The sequence below is a fragment of the Mesorhizobium sp. M1006 genome (assembly GCF_040318825.1).
GTDB lineage: Bacteria > Pseudomonadota > Alphaproteobacteria > Rhizobiales > Rhizobiaceae > Mesorhizobium.
In genome coordinates this window covers 82,441-103,232 of record NZ_JAMYMZ010000015.1, presented here as the reverse complement: position 1 = coordinate 103,232, position 20,792 = coordinate 82,441, and the positions used below count along the sequence as shown (strand labels likewise).

Annotated in this window: 24 protein-coding genes and 1 pseudogene; 10 read left to right on the top strand and 15 right to left on the bottom strand. The window is 62.7% G+C overall.

The window, feature by feature from the left end; genetic code table 11:
* The first annotated feature begins 23 nt into the window (after positions 1 to 23).
* Genes NKH60_RS16810 through NKH60_RS16800 form a run of 3 tightly spaced genes read left to right on the top strand, consistent with a single transcriptional unit; the run spans position 24 to position 1,395 of the window.
* Positions 24 to 791, top strand: a complete 768-nt coding sequence (locus NKH60_RS16810; RefSeq protein WP_352454918.1) for a TerC family protein — start codon at positions 24 to 26, stop codon at positions 789 to 791.
* A gap of 53 nt (positions 792 to 844) precedes the next feature.
* A complete protein-coding gene (locus NKH60_RS16805; protein WP_352768394.1) occupies positions 845 to 1,051 on the top strand; it encodes a BrnT family toxin in 207 nt (68 codons plus the stop codon).
* Positions 1,052 to 1,107: 56 nt separating this feature from the next.
* A complete protein-coding gene (locus NKH60_RS16800; RefSeq protein WP_352450852.1) occupies positions 1,108 to 1,395 on the top strand; it encodes a BrnA antitoxin family protein in 288 nt (95 codons plus the stop codon).
* Positions 1,396 to 1,437: 42 nt separating this feature from the next.
* On the opposite strand, the gene NKH60_RS16795 is transcribed toward NKH60_RS16800, so the two are convergent.
* The 3 genes from NKH60_RS16795 to NKH60_RS16785 are packed head-to-tail and all read right to left on the bottom strand — an operon-like array spanning position 1,438 to position 2,798.
* Positions 1,438 to 1,905 (bottom strand): SRPBCC family protein, encoded by a 468-nt coding sequence (locus NKH60_RS16795; protein WP_352831307.1) that lies wholly within the window; start codon positions 1,903 to 1,905, stop codon positions 1,438 to 1,440.
* A 30-nt stretch (positions 1,906 to 1,935) separates the two neighbouring features.
* Positions 1,936 to 2,298: a VOC family protein gene (locus NKH60_RS16790; protein WP_352540322.1), complete on the bottom strand. Its 363-nt coding sequence runs from the start codon at positions 2,296 to 2,298 to the stop codon at positions 1,936 to 1,938.
* A 17-nt stretch (positions 2,299 to 2,315) separates the two neighbouring features.
* A complete protein-coding gene (locus tag NKH60_RS16785; RefSeq protein ID WP_352574684.1) occupies positions 2,316 to 2,798 on the bottom strand; it encodes an SRPBCC domain-containing protein in 483 nt (160 codons plus the stop codon).
* Positions 2,799 to 2,849: 51 nt separating this feature from the next.
* Here NKH60_RS16785 and NKH60_RS16780 point away from each other — a divergent pair, with 51 nt between their 5' ends.
* The 3 genes from NKH60_RS16780 (at position 2,850) to NKH60_RS16770 (ending at position 4,469) form a co-directional block, all read left to right on the top strand.
* Positions 2,850 to 3,173, top strand: coding sequence for an ArsR/SmtB family transcription factor (locus NKH60_RS16780; RefSeq protein WP_352471223.1), 324 nt, complete (start codon positions 2,850 to 2,852; stop codon positions 3,171 to 3,173).
* A 238-nt stretch (positions 3,174 to 3,411) separates the two neighbouring features.
* Positions 3,412 to 4,161, top strand: coding sequence for a YebC/PmpR family DNA-binding transcriptional regulator (locus NKH60_RS16775; RefSeq protein ID WP_352872744.1), 750 nt, complete (start codon positions 3,412 to 3,414; stop codon positions 4,159 to 4,161).
* The gene (locus NKH60_RS16770) at positions 4,158 to 4,469 is read left to right on the top strand and encodes an Rdx family protein (protein ID WP_352540319.1); all 312 of its coding nucleotides are present in this window, start codon (positions 4,158 to 4,160) and stop codon (positions 4,467 to 4,469) included. Before NKH60_RS16775 ends, NKH60_RS16770 begins: the two co-directional genes overlap by 4 nt.
* A 27-nt stretch (positions 4,470 to 4,496) precedes the next feature.
* Here NKH60_RS16770 and NKH60_RS16765 read toward each other — a convergent pair whose 3' ends face one another.
* Positions 4,497 to 4,976 (bottom strand): anthrone oxygenase family protein, encoded by a 480-nt coding sequence (locus NKH60_RS16765; protein WP_352831309.1) that lies wholly within the window; start codon positions 4,974 to 4,976, stop codon positions 4,497 to 4,499.
* Positions 4,977 to 5,107: 131 nt separating this feature from the next.
* Between NKH60_RS16765 and NKH60_RS16760 the strand changes: the two genes are divergently transcribed.
* Positions 5,108 to 5,749 carry a TetR family transcriptional regulator gene (locus NKH60_RS16760; protein WP_352831311.1) on the top strand — a complete coding sequence of 214 codons (642 nt, stop codon included), beginning with the start codon at positions 5,108 to 5,110 and terminating at the stop codon, positions 5,747 to 5,749.
* Positions 5,750 to 5,818: 69 nt separating this feature from the next.
* Here NKH60_RS16760 and rpmE read toward each other — a convergent pair whose 3' ends face one another.
* The gene (gene rpmE, locus NKH60_RS16755; RefSeq protein WP_006327661.1) at positions 5,819 to 6,040 is read right to left on the bottom strand and encodes a 50S ribosomal protein L31; all 222 of its coding nucleotides are present in this window, start codon (positions 6,038 to 6,040) and stop codon (positions 5,819 to 5,821) included.
* A 204-nt stretch (positions 6,041 to 6,244) separates the two neighbouring features.
* On the opposite strand from rpmE, the gene NKH60_RS16750 reads away from it, so the two are divergent.
* On the top strand, positions 6,245 to 8,047 hold the full coding sequence (locus NKH60_RS16750) for an ABC transporter transmembrane domain-containing protein (protein ID WP_352831313.1): 1,803 nt from the start codon (positions 6,245 to 6,247) through the stop codon (positions 8,045 to 8,047).
* A gap of 117 nt (positions 8,048 to 8,164) precedes the next feature.
* Here NKH60_RS16750 and NKH60_RS16745 read toward each other — a convergent pair whose 3' ends face one another.
* Both NKH60_RS16745 and NKH60_RS16740 read right to left on the bottom strand, forming a co-directional pair.
* Positions 8,165 to 10,192, bottom strand: a complete 2,028-nt coding sequence (locus tag NKH60_RS16745) for a DUF3857 domain-containing protein (RefSeq protein ID WP_352831315.1) — start codon at positions 10,190 to 10,192, stop codon at positions 8,165 to 8,167.
* A gap of 206 nt (positions 10,193 to 10,398) precedes the next feature.
* A complete protein-coding gene (locus NKH60_RS16740) occupies positions 10,399 to 11,883 on the bottom strand; it encodes a carboxypeptidase M32 (protein ID WP_352872740.1) in 1,485 nt (494 codons plus the stop codon).
* A 185-nt stretch (positions 11,884 to 12,068) separates the two neighbouring features.
* On the opposite strand from NKH60_RS16740, the pseudogene NKH60_RS16735 reads away from it, so the two are divergent.
* Positions 12,069 to 12,426: pseudogene (locus tag NKH60_RS16735) on the top strand (DUF1304 domain-containing protein).
* Positions 12,427 to 12,491: 65 nt separating this feature from the next.
* Here NKH60_RS16735 and NKH60_RS16730 read toward each other — a convergent pair.
* The 7 genes from NKH60_RS16730 to NKH60_RS16700 form a co-directional block, all read right to left on the bottom strand.
* Positions 12,492 to 12,890: a hypothetical protein gene (locus tag NKH60_RS16730; RefSeq protein WP_352831319.1), complete on the bottom strand. Its 399-nt coding sequence runs from the start codon at positions 12,888 to 12,890 to the stop codon at positions 12,492 to 12,494.
* A 273-nt stretch (positions 12,891 to 13,163) separates the two neighbouring features.
* Positions 13,164 to 14,195, bottom strand: coding sequence for a peptidoglycan -binding protein (locus tag NKH60_RS16725; protein ID WP_023678020.1), 1,032 nt, complete (start codon positions 14,193 to 14,195; stop codon positions 13,164 to 13,166).
* 1 nt (position 14,196) lies between these two features.
* A complete protein-coding gene (locus NKH60_RS16720) occupies positions 14,197 to 15,222 on the bottom strand; it encodes a MotA/TolQ/ExbB proton channel family protein (RefSeq protein ID WP_352831320.1) in 1,026 nt (341 codons plus the stop codon).
* A gap of 115 nt (positions 15,223 to 15,337) precedes the next feature.
* The gene (gene trhA / locus NKH60_RS16715; RefSeq protein ID WP_352849965.1) at positions 15,338 to 16,045 is read right to left on the bottom strand and encodes a PAQR family membrane homeostasis protein TrhA; all 708 of its coding nucleotides are present in this window, start codon (positions 16,043 to 16,045) and stop codon (positions 15,338 to 15,340) included.
* Positions 16,046 to 16,144: 99 nt separating this feature from the next.
* Positions 16,145 to 16,945 (bottom strand): inositol monophosphatase family protein, encoded by an 801-nt coding sequence (locus NKH60_RS16710; protein ID WP_023678017.1) that lies wholly within the window; start codon positions 16,943 to 16,945, stop codon positions 16,145 to 16,147.
* A gap of 81 nt (positions 16,946 to 17,026) precedes the next feature.
* The gene (gene efp / locus NKH60_RS16705) at positions 17,027 to 17,593 is read right to left on the bottom strand and encodes an elongation factor P (RefSeq protein ID WP_023678016.1); all 567 of its coding nucleotides are present in this window, start codon (positions 17,591 to 17,593) and stop codon (positions 17,027 to 17,029) included.
* 138 nt (positions 17,594 to 17,731) lie between these two features.
* Positions 17,732 to 18,589 carry a LysR family transcriptional regulator gene (locus tag NKH60_RS16700; protein ID WP_352831324.1) on the bottom strand — a complete coding sequence of 286 codons (858 nt, stop codon included), beginning with the start codon at positions 18,587 to 18,589 and terminating at the stop codon, positions 17,732 to 17,734.
* A 112-nt stretch (positions 18,590 to 18,701) separates the two neighbouring features.
* Here NKH60_RS16700 and NKH60_RS16695 point away from each other — a divergent pair, with 112 nt between their 5' ends.
* Entirely contained in the window at positions 18,702 to 19,718 is a 1,017-nt protein-coding gene (locus NKH60_RS16695) for a zinc-dependent alcohol dehydrogenase family protein (RefSeq protein ID WP_352831325.1), read from the top strand.
* Positions 19,719 to 19,760: 42 nt separating this feature from the next.
* Here the strand turns inward: NKH60_RS16695 and NKH60_RS16690 are convergent, their stop codons facing one another.
* Complete coding sequence (locus NKH60_RS16690) at positions 19,761 to 20,792, bottom strand: tetratricopeptide repeat protein (protein WP_352683356.1); 1,032 nt, start codon at positions 20,790 to 20,792, stop codon at positions 19,761 to 19,763.

The window sequence follows — 20,792 nt, the reverse complement described above, 5'->3', positions numbered from 1 at the left end:
AGATCGTAGAGGGGACGACCTCCATGCAGCTAGTCGAATTCCTGGCGCCGCATTTCGCCTTTGTCTCCGACCCGACGGCATGGGTCGCGCTGCTGACGCTGGTCGTGCTGGAGGTCGTGCTCGGCATCGACAATCTGATCTTCATCTCGATCCTGACCAACAAATTGCCGGTAGCGCAGCGGGCCCGCGCCCGGCGGCTCGGCATATCCGCCGCGCTGGTGATGCGGCTGATCCTGCTGGCCACCATCTCGATCATCGTCCAACTGACGACGCCGATATTCACCGCCTTCGGCCACGGCTTTTCATGGCGCGACCTGATCCTGATCGCCGGCGGCCTGTTTCTCGTCTGGAAGGCGACCAAGGAGATCCACCACACGGTTGATCTCGATGATCACCAGGACACCATGATGGGCGAGACGCTGCAGCTTTCGCTGGCCGGCGCGATTTTCCAGATATTGCTGCTCGACCTCGTCTTCTCGATCGACTCGATCATCACCGCCGTCGGCATGACCGACGAAATCGCGATCATGTACATCGCGGTGATCGTGGCGGTGAGCGTGATGATGCTGGCGGCCGGGCCGCTGGCCGATTTCATCGCCAGGAACCCCAGCATCGTCATGCTGGCCCTCGGCTTCCTGCTGATGATCGGCATGACGCTGATCGCCGACGGCATGGGTTACCACGTGCCGAAAGGCTACATCTACGCCGCCATGGGTTTTTCGGCCTTGGTCGAAGGGCTCAACATGCTGGCTCGGCGGCGGAAGAAGGCAAAGGGCGGGGGCGGGCATTGACTTGACTCTTACAGAATTGTGCGTACAATTTTGTAAATAACGGTGCCGCCATATTGCGATTTGGATGGGATCCCGAGAAGGCCAAGCGCAACCGTGCGAAGCATGGTGTTGCGTTCGATCTCGCCAAAGATGTCTTCAAGGATCCGCTTCATCTGATTGTGCCTGACCGGTTTGAAGATGGCGAGCAAAGGTGGCATGCGATCGGGATGAGGGCTGGTGGTACTGCTCGTTGTTCACACTTATCCCGATCTCGAAGATGAGGAACGAATTCGGATTGTCGGTGTCCGGAAAGCAACGCCGCATGAATGGAGGCGCTATGAGCAGGAAGGAACTTAGCCAAGATCAGCGCAACCAGCTCGCCAATTTGGCAGATTTGCCTGACAGCGAAATTGACACGTCCGACATTCCGGAAACTTCGGCCGAGAATTGGGTTCATGCTCGCCGAGGGCACCTCTACCGGCCACTAAAGCAGCCGGTGACCATTCGGCTTGACGCTGATGTGCTGTCCTGGTTCAAGGAGCATGTCGAAGGCGGTGGCTATCAAACGGAGATCAACCGCGTGCTCCGCCGTCATGTGCTAGAGCAGGAAAAGCGGCGTTCCTGAGCATTCGCGGTCTGTTGCCAGCCGATCTTGGCTCGCCGTTACTTAATTTGCTGGAACGTCCTTCGGGTGGCGGTCGCCGATCAGGCCGAGCATCACGCCTTGCTCCAGCCACGCCTTGGCGCCGGCGAGCACCAGCGCAAAACCGCCGGTCGAGCCGATCGCCTGCTTGACCTGCTCGTCAGGGCTGCCGGCAAAGCCGAAATTGCGGACCTCGACAAAGGTCGTGTTGCCCGGCATCTCCTCGAAAGTCCAGACCACCGTAGTCGGCGGATCGCTCCATTGCATGACGATCTTCTTGTTATCGACGATCTCACTGACATTGATCGTCGTCGAGACGCCATACATGCGCCATTCCCAGCGAACTTTGTTGCCGCTGTCCAGCCTGTTGCTGCCATGGGTGAACCAGAACTTCGTCGTGATCGCCGGATCGACGAAGGCTTCGAATACGTCGGCGACCGGCCGCCTTATCAGCATGCCGGCTTCGGCGGTCGGTGTTTCACGGATTTTCATAGCGTCCTCCTTTCCACGGCGCCGCCCTGTTCACCAGGCATCGGGTTCGCGTACGAGGTGAATGATGTTGGCCGGATTGGTGATCCAGCCGCCGCGAAAGCCTTCACCCAGTGCCTCGATGGCATCGCAGCGCACGACGCCGGCCTCGGCGAGATGCTCCGCCGCGCCTGGAAAATCATCGGTGAACAGTTCCAGCCAGATCTCGGCCTGGCTCATCATCGGCGCCTCGTCGATCCACAGTCGATTGGGACCGAGTTCGAACCCGATGGCCGGCGATTTGGCCGTGAATGGCTTCAGGCCGATGACGTCGCGATAGAAGGCGATCGTTGCCTGGTATTGATGTGGCGGGACCTTCATCGCGATGTTGATGCCGCCGGTGATCTTCGCGGTCATTCTTACTCCATTTGCTCTCAGATGTTGTTCTCGTTGGCCGGCTCGCCCTTCATCTCGCTGCGGTAATAGCCGTCGCGCAGATTGATGCCGTATTCGACATAGGCCTTCATGCAGGCCAGCATCTGCGACCAGCCCTCGCAATTGAGGTAGGATTTCTTCAGGCCGACCGCGTTCTCGTGCCAGCCGGTTTCGGCGATGGTGACGAAGGTGCCGCCATCGTCGAGCGGCTCGAAATTCATCTCGATGCGGGTCTTGTAGGCTGGCTTGCCGTCGGCGTCGGTGGCATCCCAGCGCAGCACGATGCGGCTGTCTTTCTTCACCTCGTCGACCTCGACGGGAACCTTGCCCCACCAGATGACGGTGGCGCCCGCCACCAGCAGTGCGCTGGCGCCGCCGATCGTGGTGAAGTAGCCGCTAAGTTTCTTCGGATTGACGACCGCATCGAAGACTTCGGCGACGGGTTTGCCGATGCGGCCAGAAACCCTGAATCCAAGAGACATATCCACAGCTCCTTCCTTGAATGGCACAAAGATATGTTATAGAAATATAACATGTCAAGCCAATCGCGGGACGACAATGTTTTCAAGGCGCTGGCGCATCCGCGCCGGCGTGCGTTGCTCGACCGGCTGAAGGATGCGCCGCAGACCACCGGCATGTTGTGCGATGCCTTCCCCGACATGGACCGTTGCACGGTCATGCTGCACCTGAAGGTGCTGGAGGAGGCCGACCTGGTCGTGGCGCGGCGCGAGGGGCGCGAACGCTGGAACCATCTCAACGCGCTGCCGATCAAGCACATCCACGACCGCTGGATCAGTCAATATGCCACGCACGCGATCGGCATCCTCGACCGGCTGAAATCCGATCTTGAGGGATGAAAGGTTTGCCGAAGCCTGCCGATTTTCGGATCTTGAAAGCCTTGCGTGCCGGCAGCAATGGCGCGGCTGGACGAATTGAGCCGATTTATCTATAAGCCGGCCATTCCGACAGCGAGCGCCGTCCGTCCGTCAGGGACGCAGCAGGACGTTCTGAAATTTTGAATTCGAGCATTTTTGCAAGATGCCGGGTGGTTCACCAGGCGGCAGATGCTCTAGCCGAGAAGATGACAGGGGTGCCATGGCTGGCCATTCACAGTTCAAGAACATCATGCACCGCAAGGGCCGCCAGGATGCGGTGCGGTCGAAAATGTTTTCCAAGCTGGCGCGCGAAATCACCGTCGCCGCCAAGAGCGGCACGCCCGATCCATCGATGAACCCGCGCCTGCGCCTTGCGGTGCAGAACGCCAAGGCGGTGTCGATGCCGAAGGACAATATCCAGCGCGCCATCAACAAGGCGTCGATGGGCGATGCCGAGACCTACGAAGCCGTGCGCTACGAGGGTTACGGGCCAGGCGGCGTCGCGCTGATCGTCGAGACGCTGACCGACAACCGCAACCGCTCGGCGTCGAATGTACGCGCTGCCTTCACCAAGGCGGGCGGGGCGATGGGCGAGACCGGCTCGGTATCGTTCATGTGGGACCGCGTCGGCGAGATCTACTATCCGGCATCGGCCGGCAGCGCCGAGAAGGTGATGGACGCGGCGATCGAGGCCGGCGCCGACGACGTCCAGTCGGACGAGGACGGGCACACGATCTACTGCGCCTTCGAGAATCTCGGCGAGGTGTCGAAGGCACTGGAAGGCGCGCTTGGCGAGGCTGAATCGGTGAAGCCGATCTGGAAGCCGCAGACCAATATCGCGGTCGACGAGGAGCGGGCACAATCACTGATGAAGCTGGTCGCGACGCTCGAGGACGACGACGACGTGCAGAGCGTCTACGCCAATTTCGAGGTCGACGAGGAGACCTTGGCAAAGCTCAGCGCGGCATGATCCAACACGCGCTGCCCACAGTCCGTATCACCTATTGCATCCAGTGCCAGTGGCTGCTCAGGGCCGGCTGGATGGCGCAGGAGCTGCTGTCCACCTTCGGCACCGATCTGGGCGAAGTGACGCTGGTGCCCGGCACCGGCGGCATCTTCACCATTTCCTGCAATGACACGCTGGTCTGGGACCGCAAGCGTGACGGCGGTTTTCCCGACGCCGCAAAGCTCAAGCAACTGGTTCGCGACGTCATCGATCCGGATCGCGATCTGGGCCATGCCGACCGCAAGGGCCATAAGTCAAAAGACCCTGCCTGACGGCCTTTTAGGACTTCCGTCCTGCATTCACCGCCATGCGAAGATGAAGCAGCCCAGCGCCACGATGGCGGTGATGGTGCGGACATGGTTCCACATCACCCAGTCCCTGAGATAGGTGGCCCATACCGCGGCGCCGTTGGCGCTTGCCGGATCGACCGCGGCCAGGGCGTTGTTGAGCGGCACGTTGAACATCATCGTCACGATCGGGTTGCCGACGAGGTAGATCAGGGCGCCGGCGAGGAGCCAGAACGAACCCGGTTGGCTCCAGCCGATAAGAGCGCCGGCGGCAAGGACAAGACAGACCAGCCCGGTGGCGAAAAGCGCGGTCATGAATGCCGGCGTAATCACGGTGATGTTGATCGAATTCATGGCGGCGATGCCGCCTCCGGCAGGCAAGCGGGCGAGCGCCGGCATGATAAAGTTGGAGAAGGCGAAGAAAACGCCGCCGACAACGCCTGAGCCAATGGCAGCGACGAAGGTGAGGGTGGGAAGCAGTTTCATGATCATGTCAGTTCCTCCGGCTTCAGATTCGAGCAGTTCGATTGGTGTGTCGTCTAAAAATATGAATGATCCTCACATTTGCAAAACGTGATAAACCCTCGTATTTTCTCAGTCAAGCCATTTTTCTGGAGACAGTCATGGAAGGCACCGCTGCACCGGGTTCCCGCAACGAGCAGATCGCATCGCCGCGCCGGGCACCGAGCCAGCAGCGCAGCCGCGAGCGGGTCGAGCGGATGTTGGCCGCCGCCTCGGCGCTGATCGCCGAGCAAGGCAGCGACGCCATGCGCATGGGCGAGGTGGCCGAGAGGGCCGGTGTGTCGATCGGCTCGCTCTATCAGTTCTTCCCCGACAAGAGGGCGATCATCTGGGCGCTGGCCGAACGCTACACCGCCGAAAGCCAGGCCTGCATTGCGGCAGCGCTAGCCGAGGTCAATGACGCCGAAGGCCTGCGCCGGGCATTTTCGGAACTGGTGGATATCTACTACGGAATGTTCCTGGCGGAGCCGGTGATGCGCGACATCTGGTCGGGCACGCAGGCCGACAAGGCGCTGCGCGAACTCGAGCTCGCCGACAGCCGGGCCAACGCCGAATTCCTTACGGCCGTGCTGAAACGGCTGCGGCCGTCCGCCGATCCGGAAGCGCTCGAAACGACGGCGTTTCTCATCTGGCAGATGGGCGAGGCCGCAATGCGGCTGGCGATCTCGGTCGGGCGGCAAGAAGGCGACCGGCTGGTTGCTGCCTACAAGCGGATGGCCCTGCGCGAGTTGCTCGGCGGGTAGGGCCGTATTTTCCCAACAAAAAACCCGCCACGAAGGCGGGTTTCTCGATCTGCGAAATGCCAATGCGGCTTAGAGGCCGAAGCCTTCGAAACGCTTCTTGAACTTCGACAGGCGGCCACCGCGGTCGAGCAGGGTCTGCTGGCCGCCGGTCCAGGCCGGATGGGTGGTGGGGTCGATATCGAGGTTCATCGTATCGCCTTCCTTGCCCCAGGTCGAACGGGTCATGTATTCGGTGCCGTCGGTCATGACGACCTTGATGGTGTGGTAGTCGGGATGGATATCGGTCTTCATGGGTCTGTTCCTGGCTTGCCGGGTGCTGCCGACGGGCTGAAGCATGCGTCGATGCGCCCCTTTTTAAAACTCGAAGCCGCAGCTATTGAGGAGCCACGGCTTCTAAAACGGTCGGCGAGCCTATACATCAGCCGGAATTGAATCACAAGGCCGCGGCAAGCGCATATTGATGGCGCAAGCCTCAAAGGGCCAAAGGAAACGGTCATGGCGAACATCAGCGGCGATGCAGACGAGCGCAGGCGCTCGCTGAAGCCGCTGCAGCGCCTGTTTCCCTACATCACCCATTACCGCAAAATGGTCATCGGCGCGATCGTCTCACTGGCCGTCGCGGCGGCGACGACGCTGGCGCTGCCGCTGGCCGTGCGGCGGATGATAGATCACGGCTTTTCCGCTTCCGATTCCAGCTTCATTGCCGAATATTTCGCCATGCTGGTGGTGATGGCCGCCGTGCTGGCGGCGGCATCGGCCAGCCGCTACTATTTCGTCATCACGCTCGGCGAGCGCGTCGTTGCCGATATCCGCCGCGATGTCTTTGCCCACGTCACCACGCTGTCGCCCTCGTTCTTCGATACAGCCCAGTCGGGCGAGATCGTCTCGCGGCTCGCCGCCGACACGACACAGGTCAAATCGGCCGTCGGTGCTACCGCCTCGGTGGCTTTGCGCAACGTCATCCTCGGCCTTGGCGCCGTGGCGATGATGGTCTTCACCAGCCCAAAACTGTCCGGCCTGGTCATCGCGGCCATTCCGCTAATCGTGCTGCCGCTGGTCGCCTTCGGCCGCTCGGTGCGGCGCAAGTCACGGCTGGCGCAGGATACGCTTGCCAATGCCACCGCCTATGCCAGCGAGCAGATCGGCGCGGTGCGCACCCTGCAGGCCTTCACCAACGAGAAGCTTGTAACCAGATATTTTTCGTCCGCCGTGGAAGCAGCGTTCGAAGCGGCGCGGGCCTCGATCTTTGCCCGCTCCTTTCTCACCTTCTTTGCCATCTTCATGATCTTTTCCTCAGTCGTGGCGGTGCTGTGGTTCGGTTCGCGCGACGTGCTCGACGGCACGCTGTCGCCGGGCACGCTCGGTCAATTCCTGCTCTATTCGGTGTTCGCCGCCGGCGCGCTCGGCGCCCTGTCGGAGGTCTGGGGCGAACTGTCCCAGGCAGCGGGCGCTGCCGAACGGCTGACCGAGATCCTGGCCGAGAAACCCGCGATCCAGGCGCCCGCCGATCCGAAGCCGCTGCCGGCAAAGGCGAGAGGTGCGATCAGCTTCGACGATGTCTCCTTCTCCTATCCGGCCCGGCCCGACCGCGCCGCCGTCCATGGCCTGAGCTTTCAGGTCAAACCCGGCGAGACGGTGGCGATCGTCGGACCCTCGGGCGCCGGCAAGAGCACCGTGTTTTCGCTGCTTCTGCGCTTCTACGATCCGGAGTCCGGCGGGATCATCATCGACGGGGTCGATCTGCGCGAGGCCGATCCGGCGGCGATCCGCGCGCGCATCGCCATCGTGCCGCAGGACGTCACCATCTTTGCCGCAAGCGCGCGCGACAATATCGGCTTTGGCCGGCCTGGCGCCAGCCAGGCCGAGATCGAGGCGGCGGCGAAGGACGCGCTTGCCGACGAGTTCATCCTGAAACTCGAAAAGGGCTATGACAGCCAGGTCGGCGAGCGCGGCGTGACGCTGTCGGGCGGCCAGCGCCAGCGCGTGGCGATCGCCCGCGCCATTTTGCGCGATGCGCCCATCCTGCTGCTCGACGAGGCGACCTCGGCGCTAGATGCCGAAAGCGAGACGCTGGTGCAGACGGCGCTGGACCGGCTGATGCAGGGCCGCACCACGATCGTCATCGCCCATCGGCTGGCAACCGTGCTGAAGGCCGATCGCATCCTGGTCATGGATGGCGGCCGCATCGTCGAGGAAGGCACGCATCAGAGCCTGGTCGCCAAGGGCGGCATCTATGCGCGGCTGGCCAAGCTGCAGTTCGATACCGGGGCGAATGCTTTCAGGGGCGCGGCAGAGTAGCATCGCTCATCCCGATGAAATCGAGATGAGGCTCCATCTTCTTGTTTGACCATGATCTCTTCCGAAAACCGGCAGCCACTTTTCGGGGTCATGGTGCCCAGCGGCCGCCGAGATTCTTCAGCTACCGAAAGCTCGGCGTTTGCCACGTCGATAGGCGATGAACAGGGGAACGCCGACAAGCAACGACAACAAAAGCATGCTGGCGACGGTCTGTCGCTGCTCCTTTGCCGGATCGCTGAGCTGCACATCGGCAGGCGGCTCTTCATAGGTAAAATCGTACTGCCAGCGAACCTGGTCTGCGAGGTCATCGACGGTTTTCAGATAATCGGCAATCGCCTTGGCCGGTACTTCAGTCGCCAGCGTCTGAAAATTCCATTCAACTTGAAATTCGGTGGGCGTGTTGGACCAGGATGCCTTGAGAGACAGATAGGGTGTCACGACGTTTTTCATCGACTCGCCGGAAAACCTCGCCTTGAGGTTGCGCACGGTCACCTTGTGGCGGCGATAGAACTGGGGGCCGAGGGAGACGGGCCCGGTTCGGTCGACAATTGTCGGGGTTGGAAGAGAGTTGTTGCCGAGATCGGCCGCGCGGATCGGGAAATTCTTTGCCAGATCGTTGGCCGCCAGCGCCTCCGCCGGCAAGCGATAACTTTCCTTCACGCTCACTATGTTGCCGTCGCGGCGATCCACGATTTCCGGCTTGGCGATGGTTTGGATGCCCGGATATTGCTTGTTGTAGTATTTCAGGTAGGCGTCCGACACCTCGCTCAGCGACCGGCTGGCGAAATTGCCGCGCATCCAATCGGCATCGGCGTCCTCATATGTCGAGAAGACCGTCAGCACGAGGGGATCGCCCGGTTTCCGCGGAAAGTCGAATTCCTCGGCGATCTGGATCGATGGGCTGGTAAGCACAGGGCTCGGCATCTTCTCCAACCCGCCGGTGCTGGAAAGCGGCAGCGCGAAGCCGTAGTCGGGCTGTGCGAGATTGTGCGCCCTGCCGCCCTGAAGATAGTTCGTGGCGTCCAGCCAATATGTCTTTGCTCCGATCCTTGCCTTGACGATGGCATGGTCGAAATCGCGGAGCGCCGGCAGATGCTGGTCCAGGGCCCGTCCCTCGTCGAGATCGGCCAAGGCGACCTCGGCAGCAATGCCAAGCCGCACAAGCGACGAAACCAGCAGCAGGGCCTTGTCCTTGCAGTCACCGAACCCGCTCAGGATGACCGTCGCGGGATCACGCGGAACGTAGGAACCGGCACCCATCGACAGGCTTACATAGCGGATCTGGTCCTGCACCAGCCGCATTGCCTCGACCATCCGGTCTTCGGGCACCGGATGCCGCAGAGCGATGTCGTCGAGCTTTGCGGCAAAAGCCGGGGGAAAAACGGTCGCTGGCTTGTAATAGGGCGCAACGGCATCGACCACACTTTGCCAATTCGCGGTAGACGCGACATCGATGGAGCCCCAGCCTGGATAGGTCACGGGCAGGTTGTCCTCGACATTGACCGGTTTCGGGTTTGGAATCTCCCACAGATAGGTGGTGTCCGGTCCAGTCGGGGAGATTGAGGGCTTGAGTCGGGTTCCCCGTGTCTTGATCTGGAGCGGCTGGTCCGAAGGCCAAATGATGCTTGTGCGGATAAGCGCTACCGGCTCTTCCCATTCGGTGGAGAAATTCTTGAAGAAAAGGTCCTTGCCGACCAGCGGCGTTATCTCATAGGTCGACCCGTAGTCGACGATGTCGCCGGTGCGCACATCATCGATGTTGACATGTGCTGTCAGCCAGCCGTCGAAGACACCCTTCTCGGCGTCTCTTTCCCTGCGGAAGATGTCGAATTCGACACCTTCCAGCCGGTCCAAAACGGCGCCATCGCGGATGATGTGAAGATGGTTGAGCGTGACCTTGTGCCGGGACGGATCGAACTGCAGATCGATACTCGCGCCACGATCCAGGCCGGGACGGTCGACGATTTTATAGACGGTGCGCGAGTACTCGACATAGCCGCCGGCGCGATGCTTGATCTGGTCGTCCGAGAGCAGCCATGAAACGCCATTCTTGATTTGATCCGATCGGGTGGGATCGGCAGCCGGAATATCAAGCTGCTTTACCCAGCTTTCTGCCGGACCCTTGAGAACCATGTCGTCGGCCATGGCCGGAGAACTCAGGCCGATCAATAAGATGAAAAATACCAAGCGGGGCCAGAAAGACTTCATCCTATGAAAACTGTAACAGACAGACATCTACGCTCGCCCAACTTGGAAGAACTCCTTTTTCAGAGGCTTTCCCACCAAAGTAAAGGCCAGTTTCGCGGATTTCTGCAGTCACCGCGGCAAGAACCTGGAATAGACGAAGCGGCTCAGTTCCCGTACCGCTTCTTCAGGTGATCGGTGAAATGCACGGCATTGAGCTTTTCGCCGGTGGCGCGTTCGAGCAGTTCCGGTGTCGACCAGCGCGAGCCTTGCGACCAGATCCTTTTGCGGCGCCAGTCGTTGATCGCGGCGAAATCTCCCTTGGCGAGGTCTTCGTCGGCTGAAGGATGATCCCTGGTCAGCGCCGCCCATTGCTGCGCCGCCATCATGGCGCCCAGCGTGTAGGAGGGGAAATAGCCGAAAGCGGCACCCGGCCAGTGGACGTCCTGCATCGGACCGTCAGCCGGATTGTCTGATGTCGACAGGCCGAGATAATCGCGCATCTTGGCATCCCAGGCTTCGGGCAGGTCGGCTGCTTCCAGCCGTCCCGAGACAAGCTCCTGCTCCAGCTCGTAGCGCAGGATGACGTGCAGCGGATAGGTGACCTCGTCGGCATCGACGCGGATCAGGCCGCGCTCGACCCGGTGCACATGCGGCAGGATATCGTCGATTGTCGAGCGCTCGCCGAGGTGTCTTTCGACCACCGGCAGCGCCCAGCGCCAGAATTCTGGATTGCGGCCGATCTGCTTTTCGACGAACAGGCTCTGGCTTTCATGCACCGCCATGCCGCGCGCTCTGCCCAGCGGCCAGTGCGCCCACGCCTTCGGCAGATTCTGCTCGTACAGCGCATGGCCGGTCTCGTGCAGCACGCCCATCAGCGCCGACAGGAAATCCGAGGTCTTGTAGCGGGTGGTGATGCGCACGTCGCTCGGCACGCCGCCGCAGAACGGATGGTGCGAAACCGCCAGCGAGCCGTGGGTGAGGTCGAAGCCGACTGCCGCCATCATGGCGAGGCCGAGCTCGCGCTGCTTGTCCAAGGGGTAGCTGCCGGAAAGCGGCTTCAGCGGATGTTTCGCCAGCCGCTCTTCCTGCACGGCCAGTGCCTCCGGCACGAAACCTTTCAGGAAGGTCTTCAACTCGACAAACACAGGCGTGACGTCGGCGGTGCGATTGCCCGGATCATATTGCTCCATCAGCGCGTCGTAAGGCTCGAGCCCGAGCACCTCGGCGCGAAGGGCCGCCTCCTCGCGGACCAGCGCCACGACGCCTTCCAGCGCCGGCAGGAAGCCGGCCCAGTCGTTCTTGGCCCGCAGGTCGCGCCAGAGCTGCTCGGAGCGCATGCGCGCGGTCGTCTGGCGCTCGACGAACTCGACCGGCAGGCAGGTCAGGTTGGTATATTGCCGGCGGAATTCCCTGACCGCGGCCTGCTGCTCTTCGTTCAGCGCCTCCTGCTCGGCCGCCGCGATCCAGTCGGCAATCTCCGGCGCAGTCGCCCGGGCATGGTGCATGCCGGCAAGCACCGACATTGCCTCTGCGCGCTTCTCGCCGCCGCCGACCGCCATATGGGTCGCCTCGTCGGCGCCGAGGATGGCGAGGGCGTGTTCCAGTGCTTCGAGCTTGTGGCCGAGGTCGTCGAGTTTTTGAAAGGACATTGTGGGTTCCGCTGATTTGACGGCGGGAAAAGATACCAATGCAAAACTGTTGGCAACCCCTGAAGACCGTCCGCGACCGATGCATCGACTGCCGGCCGCAACGGTCGAAAGGCACCTCGCGGAAGCGGTGGCGTGCGTGATCAATGTCGTCCGGCGGCGGCAGACCGCGATGGGGGAGACGAAAAATGATCGCCAATGTGCTGGTCGGGCTGGTGGCCGTGATCCACCTCTGCATCGCCTATCTGGAGATGGTGCTGTGGGACACGCCGCGCGGCCACATGGTGTTCAGGCTGACGCCGGAATTCGCCAGGGCCTCGAAAGTGCTTGCGGCCAATCAGGGCTTTACGACGGCTTTCTCGCAGCCGGCCTGACCTGGGGCTTTACCTCGGCGAAGCCGGTTTTCAGTAGTCTTCTTCTTGCTCTGCGTCGCCGTCGCCGGCCTTTACGGCGGCAACGGCGGGCGCAAAATCCCTGTTCATCGAGACAGTGCCGGCAGTACTGGCGCTGATTTGCGCTGGCGTTGGACTAGCGCATGATCCCTGAACCGAAAGCTGGAAAAGGATCATGGGCAAAATCAATTACCACAGCGCCGGGCATTGCGGCCGATTTCAGCCGCCTGGATAAGTTGGGCCATAGCCGTTGGGATAGTATCCGCCATCGGCGCCGTTGCCGATGAGGAAGGCACTGCCGGTGTCAGCGCGCAGCTTTTGGCTGACATCGTCGAGCTGCGCCATCAACTGCTGATATTGCGTGCTCGGCATCGTTCCACGGCGAGCGGCCCTCTGGGCGGCCCGATCGAGTTGAGCGACCTGCGTGCGCAAGTCGCGCGCCTCGCCCGGCTCGAGCTTGTTCGCCCGGATGGCGCCCTGGATACCCGTCTCCACGCTCTGGATCTGATTGATCAAGGCCGTCGCACGCGGGCCGGCGTAAGCGCCAGCAAACGGAACGGCGAGGAAAAGTGTGGCGAGCGTAGCAGTCCTGAGATTCCTGGGAGCGAAGAAGCGCATGGTTGCGTCTCCTTTACTGGGGAAGGCGGTGGTTGGGAGGGTCCTGCCTTCCGGCCGCGGGCCGTCAGGTTCCGTCGCGTCGCGATGAGCGGTTCCACCGCCGGCGGTTCTCGGCCCATGACCAAGGCTAAAGGCCACGGCGGCAAAGTGTAATTAAAAAATGGTAATTTTTTCAGCTCTTGCCGCTGCCGCACCAGTGCCCTAAATGCCGCCGACTTGAGCCGGCTCGAGCCGGCCCGACCTGGCGCATGATACAAGCCAAAGGCTTGCAGATCACCGCTCGGTCAGCTTCAACTCGATGCGGCGGTTCTTGTTGCGCGCCTCTTCGGTATCGGCGGGGTCGAGCGGCTGGAATTCGCCGAAGCCGGCCGCGACCAGCCGGTTGGCCGGCACGCCGTTCTCGATCAGGAACTTGACCACCGATGTCGAGCGCGCCGTCGACAATTCCCAATTGTCGCGGTAGCGGCCGGTGCCGGAGAGCGGCTTGTTGTCGGTGTGGCCATCGACGCGCAGCACCCAGTTGATCTCCGGCGGGATTTCCTTTTGCAATTCGATGATGGCATCGGCAAGCTTCTTCATCTCGACCTTGCCGGCATCGTTGATCACCTCGGAGCCGGTCGGGAAAAGCACTTCCGACTGGAAGACGAAGCGGTCGCCGACGATGCGGATGTTCTCGCGGTCGGCAAGAATTTCACGTAAGCGGCCGAAGAAATCGGAGCGGTAGCGGTTCAGCTCCTGCACGCGTTGCGCCAGTGCGACGTTGAGGCGGCGGCCGAGATCGGCGATCTTGGTGTTGGATTCGCGGTCGCGCGTTTCGGACACGTCGAGCGCTTGTTCGAGCGCTGCGATCTGCCTGCGCAGCGCCGAAATCTGCTGGTTGAGGATCTCGACCTGGCTCAACGCCTGCTGGCTGATCTGGCGCTGGCTGTCGAGCTCGCCGGAAAGTGCCGTCGCGCGCTGGTTGGCGGCATCGCCGGCACCGGCGCCTTGCGCCAGCAATTGCTCGAGCCGGCTCTTTTCCGCCTCCGATGCAGACAGCGATGCCTGCAAATTGGCAAGGGTGTCCTCCTTGTCCTGCGTCGTCGAGCGTTCCAGCGCCAGAAGCTGGGTCAACTCGTTGATCTGCGAATTGAGGCGGTTGAGCACCGTGTCCTTGCCGGAGATCTCGCGGCCGAGCAGGAACTGCGCCAGCACGAAAACAGTCAGCAGGAACATGATCGCCAACAGCAGCGTCGACAGCGCATCGACGAACCCCGGCCAGTAATCGATGCGGCGGTCGGAGCGCCGGCCTCGTGCCAACGCCACGTCAATGCACTCCAGGCTTCTTCAAGGCGTCGGCGATCTTCTCCAGGGTGTTGCGCATCGCCTTCTGCTCGTCCGACTGGGCCTCGACCCAGTCGCGCATGATCTGCTGTTCCGAGCGCATGTTCTTGACCAGGCCGGAAATGCCGTCGGCGAGATTGGCCATGGCGGTGGCGACGCGCGGATTGGAGCCGCCGCCATTCTCCTGCAGGGTGCGCAGCTTTTCCGACAACAGCCGGATTTCCTCGGAGGGTTCGGTCTTGGCCGAGTCGGCAACGACGATGTCGGAGGACAGGTCGGTGACCGAGGATAGCCAGTTTTCGAGTTCGGTATAGAAGCGCGTCTGGGCGCGGCCGGCCTGCAGGTCGAGGAAGCCGAGCACCAGCGAGCCGGAGAGGCCGAACAGAGAGGACGAGAAGGCGGTGCCCATGCCGGCCAACGGAGCGGAAAGCCCCTGCTTCAGGGATTCGAGCACGGCCGCCGCATCGCCGGTGCCGGGGTCGAGCGACTCGATGGTTTCGCGGATCGAGCCGATCGTGTTGAGCAGGCCCCAGAAAGTGCCGAGCAGGCCGAGGAACACCAGCAGTCCGACAAGGTAGCGCGACGTGTCGCGGCTTTCGTCGAGCCGGGTGGCGATCGAATCCAGCATGGTGCGCATCGAACTGGTCGAGAAGGCAATCGTCGAGGAGCGGCCGATCATCGCCTTCATCGGCGCCAGCAGCACCGGTTCGGTGGTTTCGGAACCGGCGCGGAACGAGTTGACCCAGCGCACCTCGCGGAACAGCCGGCCGACCTGGACGAAGGCCAGCAGGATGCCGACCGCCAGCACGCCGATGATCAGGCCGTTGAGGCCGGGATTGGTGACGAAGGCGGTCGAGATCTGGCGGGTCAGGATGGCGGCGATGAAGGCCACGATGAACAGAAAGATCACCATGGTCAGCAGAAACACCTGAGGGCTCGACAATTTGTGCGGGTCGTAGATCAGAACGTCGGAGCGCCTGCCCATGCCGAAGGATCTGAGAAGAGTCATCCGTGCCCCGTTTCCGATGCCGTCGCCGCCGATCAATTTGTGTTTGCGACTCTAAACGGAATTGTGACGAAATTGAATGGCGCTTGGCAATATTGCCACTGTCCGCGACCGGAGGTCAAAGCCGGTTGATGACCAGGCAGTCGACCATTGCGGCCAGATGCAGGCCGGCGCCGGTGACGACAAAGCCATGCCACAGCGCATTGTGGAAGCGCAGGCCCTTCCAGGCGAAGAAGATCACGCCACAGGAGTAGACGATGCCGCCGGCAACGATGAGCGCGATCGATGTCGCCGGCAGCGTCCGCACGAGCGGCTCCACCAGAACGATACCGCTCCAGCCGATGGCTAGGTAGAAGACGATAGCCAGCCGGTCGAAACGGCCGGGAAGAAAGACCTTGATGGCGATGCCGACCGCCGCGGCGGTCCAGACCAGGACGATCATGGAAACGGCCAGCGGCGCGCCGCCGAGCTGCGCCAGGAAAGGCGTGTAGGTGGCAGCGATCAGCAGATAGATCGCGGCATGGTCGAAGCGCCGCAATATCCATTTTGCCGGCGACGACACCGGCCAGACATTGTAGGCCAGCGAAACCGACAGCACGGTGAGCAGCGAGACTACATAGAAGGCGGCGGCGATGTATTCGCCGGGGCCGGTTCGATAGGCGGCCAGTGCCAGCAGCGTCGAGCCGGCAGCGATCGCCAGCACGATGCCCACGGCGTGGACAATGCCGTCGGCGATGATCTCGGCGCGCGAGTAATGCCAGCGCCCCATGAAGGGAATGTCGAGCTGGGAGAGTTCGCTCTGGGGTTGGGGCCGGCTGTTCGTCATCGATGATCCTGCGCCACCTTATCTGGGCGGCAGCGGGACAGTATTTCAAGCTTTGGTTGCGGTTTTGCGACTGCGGCGGTTCAGCGCGGCGTGCCTCTATCAGCCGGCTGAGAGTGGCCTTTTGATAGTCTTCAACAGCGCGCGCTGGATGAGTTCGTTGCCGGCGACCAGTGAACCGGCGTTCAGCACATCCTGTCCCCCGGCGAAATCGGAGACGAAACCGCCTGCCTCGCGGATCAGCAAAATGCCGGCGGCGACATCCCAGGCCGACAGGCCGGTTTCCCAGAACCCGTCCATGCGGCCAGCGGCGACGTAGGCGAGATCGAGCGAGGCGGAGCCGAGACGGCGGACGCCAGAGACCTCGGCCATGACATTGCGCAACTCGATGAGGAAATTGCCGTGCTGGCCACGCCCGAGATGCGGCATGCCGCAGCCGATCACCGCATCGACCAGCTTGGTGCGGCCGGCGACGCGCAGCCGGCGGTCGTTCATGAAAGCGCCGCCGCCGCGCTCGGCGGTATAGAGCTCATCCATCGCCGGATTGTAGACGACGCCGGCGACGATCTGGCCCTGGCGCTCCAGCGCGATCGAAACGGCAAAGAGCGGAATGCCGTGCAGGAAATTGGTGGTGCCGTCGAGCGGGTCGACGATCCAGCGGTGCTGGCCGTCGTCGCCCTCGATCACGCCGCGTTCCTCCATCAGGAAGGCGTAGCCGGGCCGCGCCTTGGAGAGTTCGGCAAAGACGATGTCTTCGGCCTTGCGGTCGGCCTGGCTGACATAGTCGCCCGGCCCCTTCATCGAGACCTGCAGGTTCTGCACTTCGCCGAAGTCACGCGACAGCGAGCGGCCGGCCTTCATTGCGGCCTGGACCATGACATTGAGGATCGCGGAACGCGCCATTGCTGTTCTTCCTGTCGCTGCGCCTATTTGCCTTGACGCATGATCTTATCCAAAAAGTCTGCAACTCTTTGGGATCACGCCTTAGTCGGCGCGGCGCACGTAAGTGATTTCGTTGGTATCGACGATGATGCGCTCGCCCGAGCCGATGAACGGCGGCACCAGCACGCGGATGCCGTTTTCGAGTATCGCCGGCTTGTAGGACGAGGCTGCCGTCTGGCCCCTCACCACCGGGTCGGCCTCGGTGATGGTCAGCGTCACCTGGTCGGGCAGCGAAATGCCGATCGGCCTTTCGTCATAGAGCTGGACCGTCACCATCATGCCGTCCTGCAGGAAGGCGGCGCGATCGCCGACGAACTCCTTTTGCAATTCGAGCTGCTCGTAGCTTTCGGTGTCCATGAACACCAGCGCGTCGCCCTGCTCGTAGAGGAAGGAAAAATCCTTCAGATCGAGCCGGATCTGCTCGACCGTCTCGGCCGAACGGAAGCGCTCGTTGAGCTTGGTGCCGTTGATCAGGTTCTTGAGTTCGACCTGGTTGTAGGCGCCGCCCTTGCCGGGTTTGACGGTGTTGGTCCTGACCGCCACCCAAAGGCCGCCATCATGCTCGATGACGTTGCCGGGACGGATTTCGTTGCCATTGATCTTGGCCATGGTGAGGTGATCCGGAAATGAGATGATCGCCGCAAAGGGCAATTTGGCGCCTCCAAGACCACAAATCGCCAGCAGAGGCAAGGAGCGCCTTCCGATGAAGCGGGAACGAAGCTGGCCCGGCAGCGCGGCGTGGCGGCCTCAGTCCGTCCTGACAGTCGCGGTGACGGCCTCGGTCACTGCGTCGGCGACCTCTCTCAAAAGATGCAGGTGCGGCGAACGCAGGACGACAATTCGCAGCGACAGCTCGAGGCCGGGAGCGTCGACCAGGGCAATGCCCTGCGGCAGCTTTTCCCGCAGCAGCCGCCTGGGCAGCAGGCCAAGGCCTTGGCCTCGACGAACCCAGTCGATCTGCAGCGCGCTGTCCTGAATCTCGGCGCCGACCATCAACCTGTGGCCGCCCTCGGCCAGGGCAGCCGCCAGCCGCCGGCGCGCGTCGCAAGGCTCAGGGCTGAGGATCCAGGGCATGGTCTTGACGTCGGCTTGCCGGACAGTGCTTTCGGCAGCGATGACGCCGAGGGCCTCGGTTCCGACAACGCCGTCGCCAGCTTTGGAATTGCTGCCGTCCAGGATGACGGCGAGGTCAAGCTGTCCGCGCTTGTGCTGGTCGGCCAGCTCAAGGCTCCAGCCGCTCTTCAGACGCAGCGAGACCTTCGGAAACCGCGCCACGGCATCACCAATGGCGGCGGCCACGGCTTTGTCGCAAAGTCCATGCGCGAGGCCGAGCCGCAGCAGGCCCCCCGGCTCGTCGCCCTTGGCGAATGATCTCAGCGCGTCGACGGCGGCGAGAATGTCCTTGCCGCGTGCCAGCACCTCTACGCCGGCCGGGGTCAGTCGCGACGGCTTTAGCCGGCGGTCGAGCAATTCCGTGCCGAGCATCTCCTCCAGCCGCTGGATCTGGCGGGTGACGGCCGGCTGCGTCAATGGCAGGCGTTGCGCCACCTTCTGAATCGAACCCTCCTCGGCAAAGAGCGCCAGTGTTTTCAGTTCTTCAAGCACGACACACCCGAACATGTCAGAGAAGCATAATTATCCTGAACATTATGAATTTGAAATCCGATGGATGGCAAGCGATTTTCCTCTGGCAGGACCCAGCTGGAAAGGAACGACGATGAAGGCGATCGAATTGCAGAGCCCGGGCGGCCTCGAGAACCTTAGAATGGTCGAGCGGCCGATGCCTGAGCCAGGGCGCCAGGAGATGATTGTGAAGGTCAAGGCGACGGCGCTGAACTACCGCGATGCCGAGATCGTCCGCGGCAGCTATCACACGAAGTTTGCATTGCCGCTGGTGCCGCTGTCGGACGGCGTCGGCGAAGTCGTTGCCATCGGCGCCGAGGTCAGCCGGTTCAAGATCGGCGACCGGGTCTGCGGCACGTTCTGGCAACGCTGGGTCGGCGGCAGTTTCGCGATGGCCGAGCCCTCCTATCAACGCGGCGGCCCGATCGACGGGCTGCTCAGCGAATTTGCCCGGCTCGACGAACAGGCGGCGGTGCTGGCGCCGGCCAATCTGAGCGACCCCGAAGCGGCGACGCTGCCATGCGCCGGCGTGACGGCATGGCACGCGCTGTTTACGGAGGGCAGCGTCAAACCCGGCGACACCGTGCTTTGCCTCGGCACCGGCGGCGTTTCGCTGTTTGCGGTGCAGTTCGCCGCCGCTGCCGGCGCGCGCGTCATCGTGACGTCGAGCAGCGACGAGAAACTTGCGCGGGCGAGGCAACTTGGCGCGCAGGACGGCGTGAACTATCGCAGCGTCCCCGACTGGGCATCGGCCGTGCTGGGATTGACGGATGGCCGCGGGGCCGACCATATCATCGAGGTTGGCGGACCGCAGAGTTTTGCACAATCGCTGAGGGCAGCGGCGCGCGGCGCCCAGATCAACGTCATCGGCTATCTCGGCGGCAGTGACGGCGCCATCAACCCGCTCGACATCTTCCGCCGGCAGGTCCGGGCGCGAGGCATACCGGTGGGCTCACGCGAATCCTTCGAGGCGATGAACCGAGCCATTGTCGTCAACCGGTTGAGACCGGTGATCGACCGGGTCGTGCCATGGAGCCGGGCCGCCGAAGCCTTTCGGTACCTTGAACACGGCTCGCCCTTCGGCAAGGTCGTGCTCGATCATACCCAATGAGCCCGCCTGACGAGCCCGGTGCGATGAGTCTCGAGACCGCGGTCAGGGCAGGCGGTTGGCCCGTTGCAGCGCCTGCTGCGTCTGGTCGTCGGTCAGGCCCTGCAGGAAATCGTCCATCTCTTGGTCGATGAGCCCGGCGCGGCGGGCGACAACATACCAGGCGCCAGCGAGGATCAGATCCGGGTCGGTGCCGATGCCGTTCATGTAGAGCTTGGCGAGACGGTTCTGGGCGGCGACATTGCCGCCCTCGGCGGCCTGCTTCATCCAGTTGAAGCCGGATTTCAGGTCGCGGGCGCCGCCGCGCCCCTCGATCATCCAGGTTGCGAGATCGATCTGTGCCGTGTCGTAGTTCTGCCGCGCGGCCTGTGCCAGCAGGCTGCGGGCGCGGACATCGTCGCGCGGCTTGCCGCCGGCGCCATTGGCGTAGACCTGTGCCATCGCATATTGTGCGTCGGCAAGCCCGGTCGCGGCAGCGCGCTCGTAATAGGATACGGCTTTGGCAATACCGGCATCGCCGGGCTCTTGTTCGACCATCAGCTGCGCAAAATTGAACTGCGCCAGGCGGTTGCCGGCCTCGGCGGCGGCCTGCATCAGCGCATAGGCCTCCTTCTCGTCCTTTTTGACGTAGCGGCCGTCGAGCAGCATCAGCGCATACTGGAATTGCGATTCCGGGACGCCCTGCTCGGCGGCAAGCGCATACCACTTCGCCGCCCCTGCCGCGTCGACCGGCACGCCGAGGCCGCGCGACAATATCTCGGCCACCAGCGTCTGTGCCGCCGGATCGCCGTTTTGAGCGCGCGAAAGCGCAAGGTTGTAGGCCGTCTTGTAGAGTCCGCGCTGAAAGGCGCCATAGGCAGCGTCGGACGGCTTTGCGCCGAAGCGGTCGGGGTTGATGGTGTCGGCCGACGGCAACGGGGTGGTGGTGGCGGGCTGCGGCAATTGTGCGGCGATCGGCTTGTCGGCAGGTTCGCTGGAATCCGGCCTGGGCTGCGGCAGCGGAACGGGTTCCGCCGCTATCGCCTGCGTCACGGCCGTTGCAAGAAAGGCGCTGAAAAGGATTTTCCGCGAGAGCAC

What these genes read in the sequence shown, in the direction of transcription:
- NKH60_RS16810 (WP_352454918.1), top strand. Translation starts at nt 24, where the DNA reads ATGCAGCTAGTCGAATTCCTGGCGCCGCATTTCGCCTTTGTCTCCGAC.
- NKH60_RS16800 (WP_352450852.1), top strand. Translation starts at nt 1,108, where the DNA reads ATGAGCAGGAAGGAACTTAGCCAAGATCAGCGCAACCAGCTCGCCAAT.
- NKH60_RS16795 (WP_352831307.1), bottom strand. Translation starts at nt 1,905, where the DNA reads ATGAAAATCCGTGAAACACCGACCGCCGAAGCCGGCATGCTGATAAGG.
- NKH60_RS16790 (WP_352540322.1), bottom strand. Translation starts at nt 2,298, where the DNA reads ATGACCGCGAAGATCACCGGCGGCATCAACATCGCGATGAAGGTCCCG.
- NKH60_RS16785 (WP_352574684.1), bottom strand. Translation starts at nt 2,798, where the DNA reads ATGTCTCTTGGATTCAGGGTTTCTGGCCGCATCGGCAAACCCGTCGCC.
- NKH60_RS16780 (WP_352471223.1), top strand. Translation starts at nt 2,850, where the DNA reads ATGTCAAGCCAATCGCGGGACGACAATGTTTTCAAGGCGCTGGCGCAT.
- NKH60_RS16775 (WP_352872744.1), top strand. Translation starts at nt 3,412, where the DNA reads ATGGCTGGCCATTCACAGTTCAAGAACATCATGCACCGCAAGGGCCGC.
- NKH60_RS16770 (WP_352540319.1), top strand. Translation starts at nt 4,158, where the DNA reads ATGATCCAACACGCGCTGCCCACAGTCCGTATCACCTATTGCATCCAG.
- NKH60_RS16765 (WP_352831309.1), bottom strand. Translation starts at nt 4,976, where the DNA reads ATGATCATGAAACTGCTTCCCACCCTCACCTTCGTCGCTGCCATTGGC.
- NKH60_RS16760 (WP_352831311.1), top strand. Translation starts at nt 5,108, where the DNA reads ATGGAAGGCACCGCTGCACCGGGTTCCCGCAACGAGCAGATCGCATCG.
- rpmE (WP_006327661.1), bottom strand. Translation starts at nt 6,040, where the DNA reads ATGAAGACCGATATCCATCCCGACTACCACACCATCAAGGTCGTCATG.
- NKH60_RS16750 (WP_352831313.1), top strand. Translation starts at nt 6,245, where the DNA reads ATGGCGAACATCAGCGGCGATGCAGACGAGCGCAGGCGCTCGCTGAAG.
- NKH60_RS16745 (WP_352831315.1), bottom strand. Translation starts at nt 10,192, where the DNA reads ATGGCCGACGACATGGTTCTCAAGGGTCCGGCAGAAAGCTGGGTAAAG.
- NKH60_RS16740 (WP_352872740.1), bottom strand. Translation starts at nt 11,883, where the DNA reads ATGTCCTTTCAAAAACTCGACGACCTCGGCCACAAGCTCGAAGCACTG.
- NKH60_RS16730 (WP_352831319.1), bottom strand. Translation starts at nt 12,890, where the DNA reads ATGCGCTTCTTCGCTCCCAGGAATCTCAGGACTGCTACGCTCGCCACA.
- NKH60_RS16720 (WP_352831320.1), bottom strand. Translation starts at nt 15,222, where the DNA reads ATGACTCTTCTCAGATCCTTCGGCATGGGCAGGCGCTCCGACGTTCTG.
- trhA (WP_352849965.1), bottom strand. Translation starts at nt 16,045, where the DNA reads ATGACGAACAGCCGGCCCCAACCCCAGAGCGAACTCTCCCAGCTCGAC.
- NKH60_RS16710 (WP_023678017.1), bottom strand. Translation starts at nt 16,945, where the DNA reads ATGGCGCGTTCCGCGATCCTCAATGTCATGGTCCAGGCCGCAATGAAG.
- efp (WP_023678016.1), bottom strand. Translation starts at nt 17,593, where the DNA reads ATGGCCAAGATCAATGGCAACGAAATCCGTCCCGGCAACGTCATCGAG.
- NKH60_RS16695 (WP_352831325.1), top strand. Translation starts at nt 18,702, where the DNA reads ATGAAGGCGATCGAATTGCAGAGCCCGGGCGGCCTCGAGAACCTTAGA.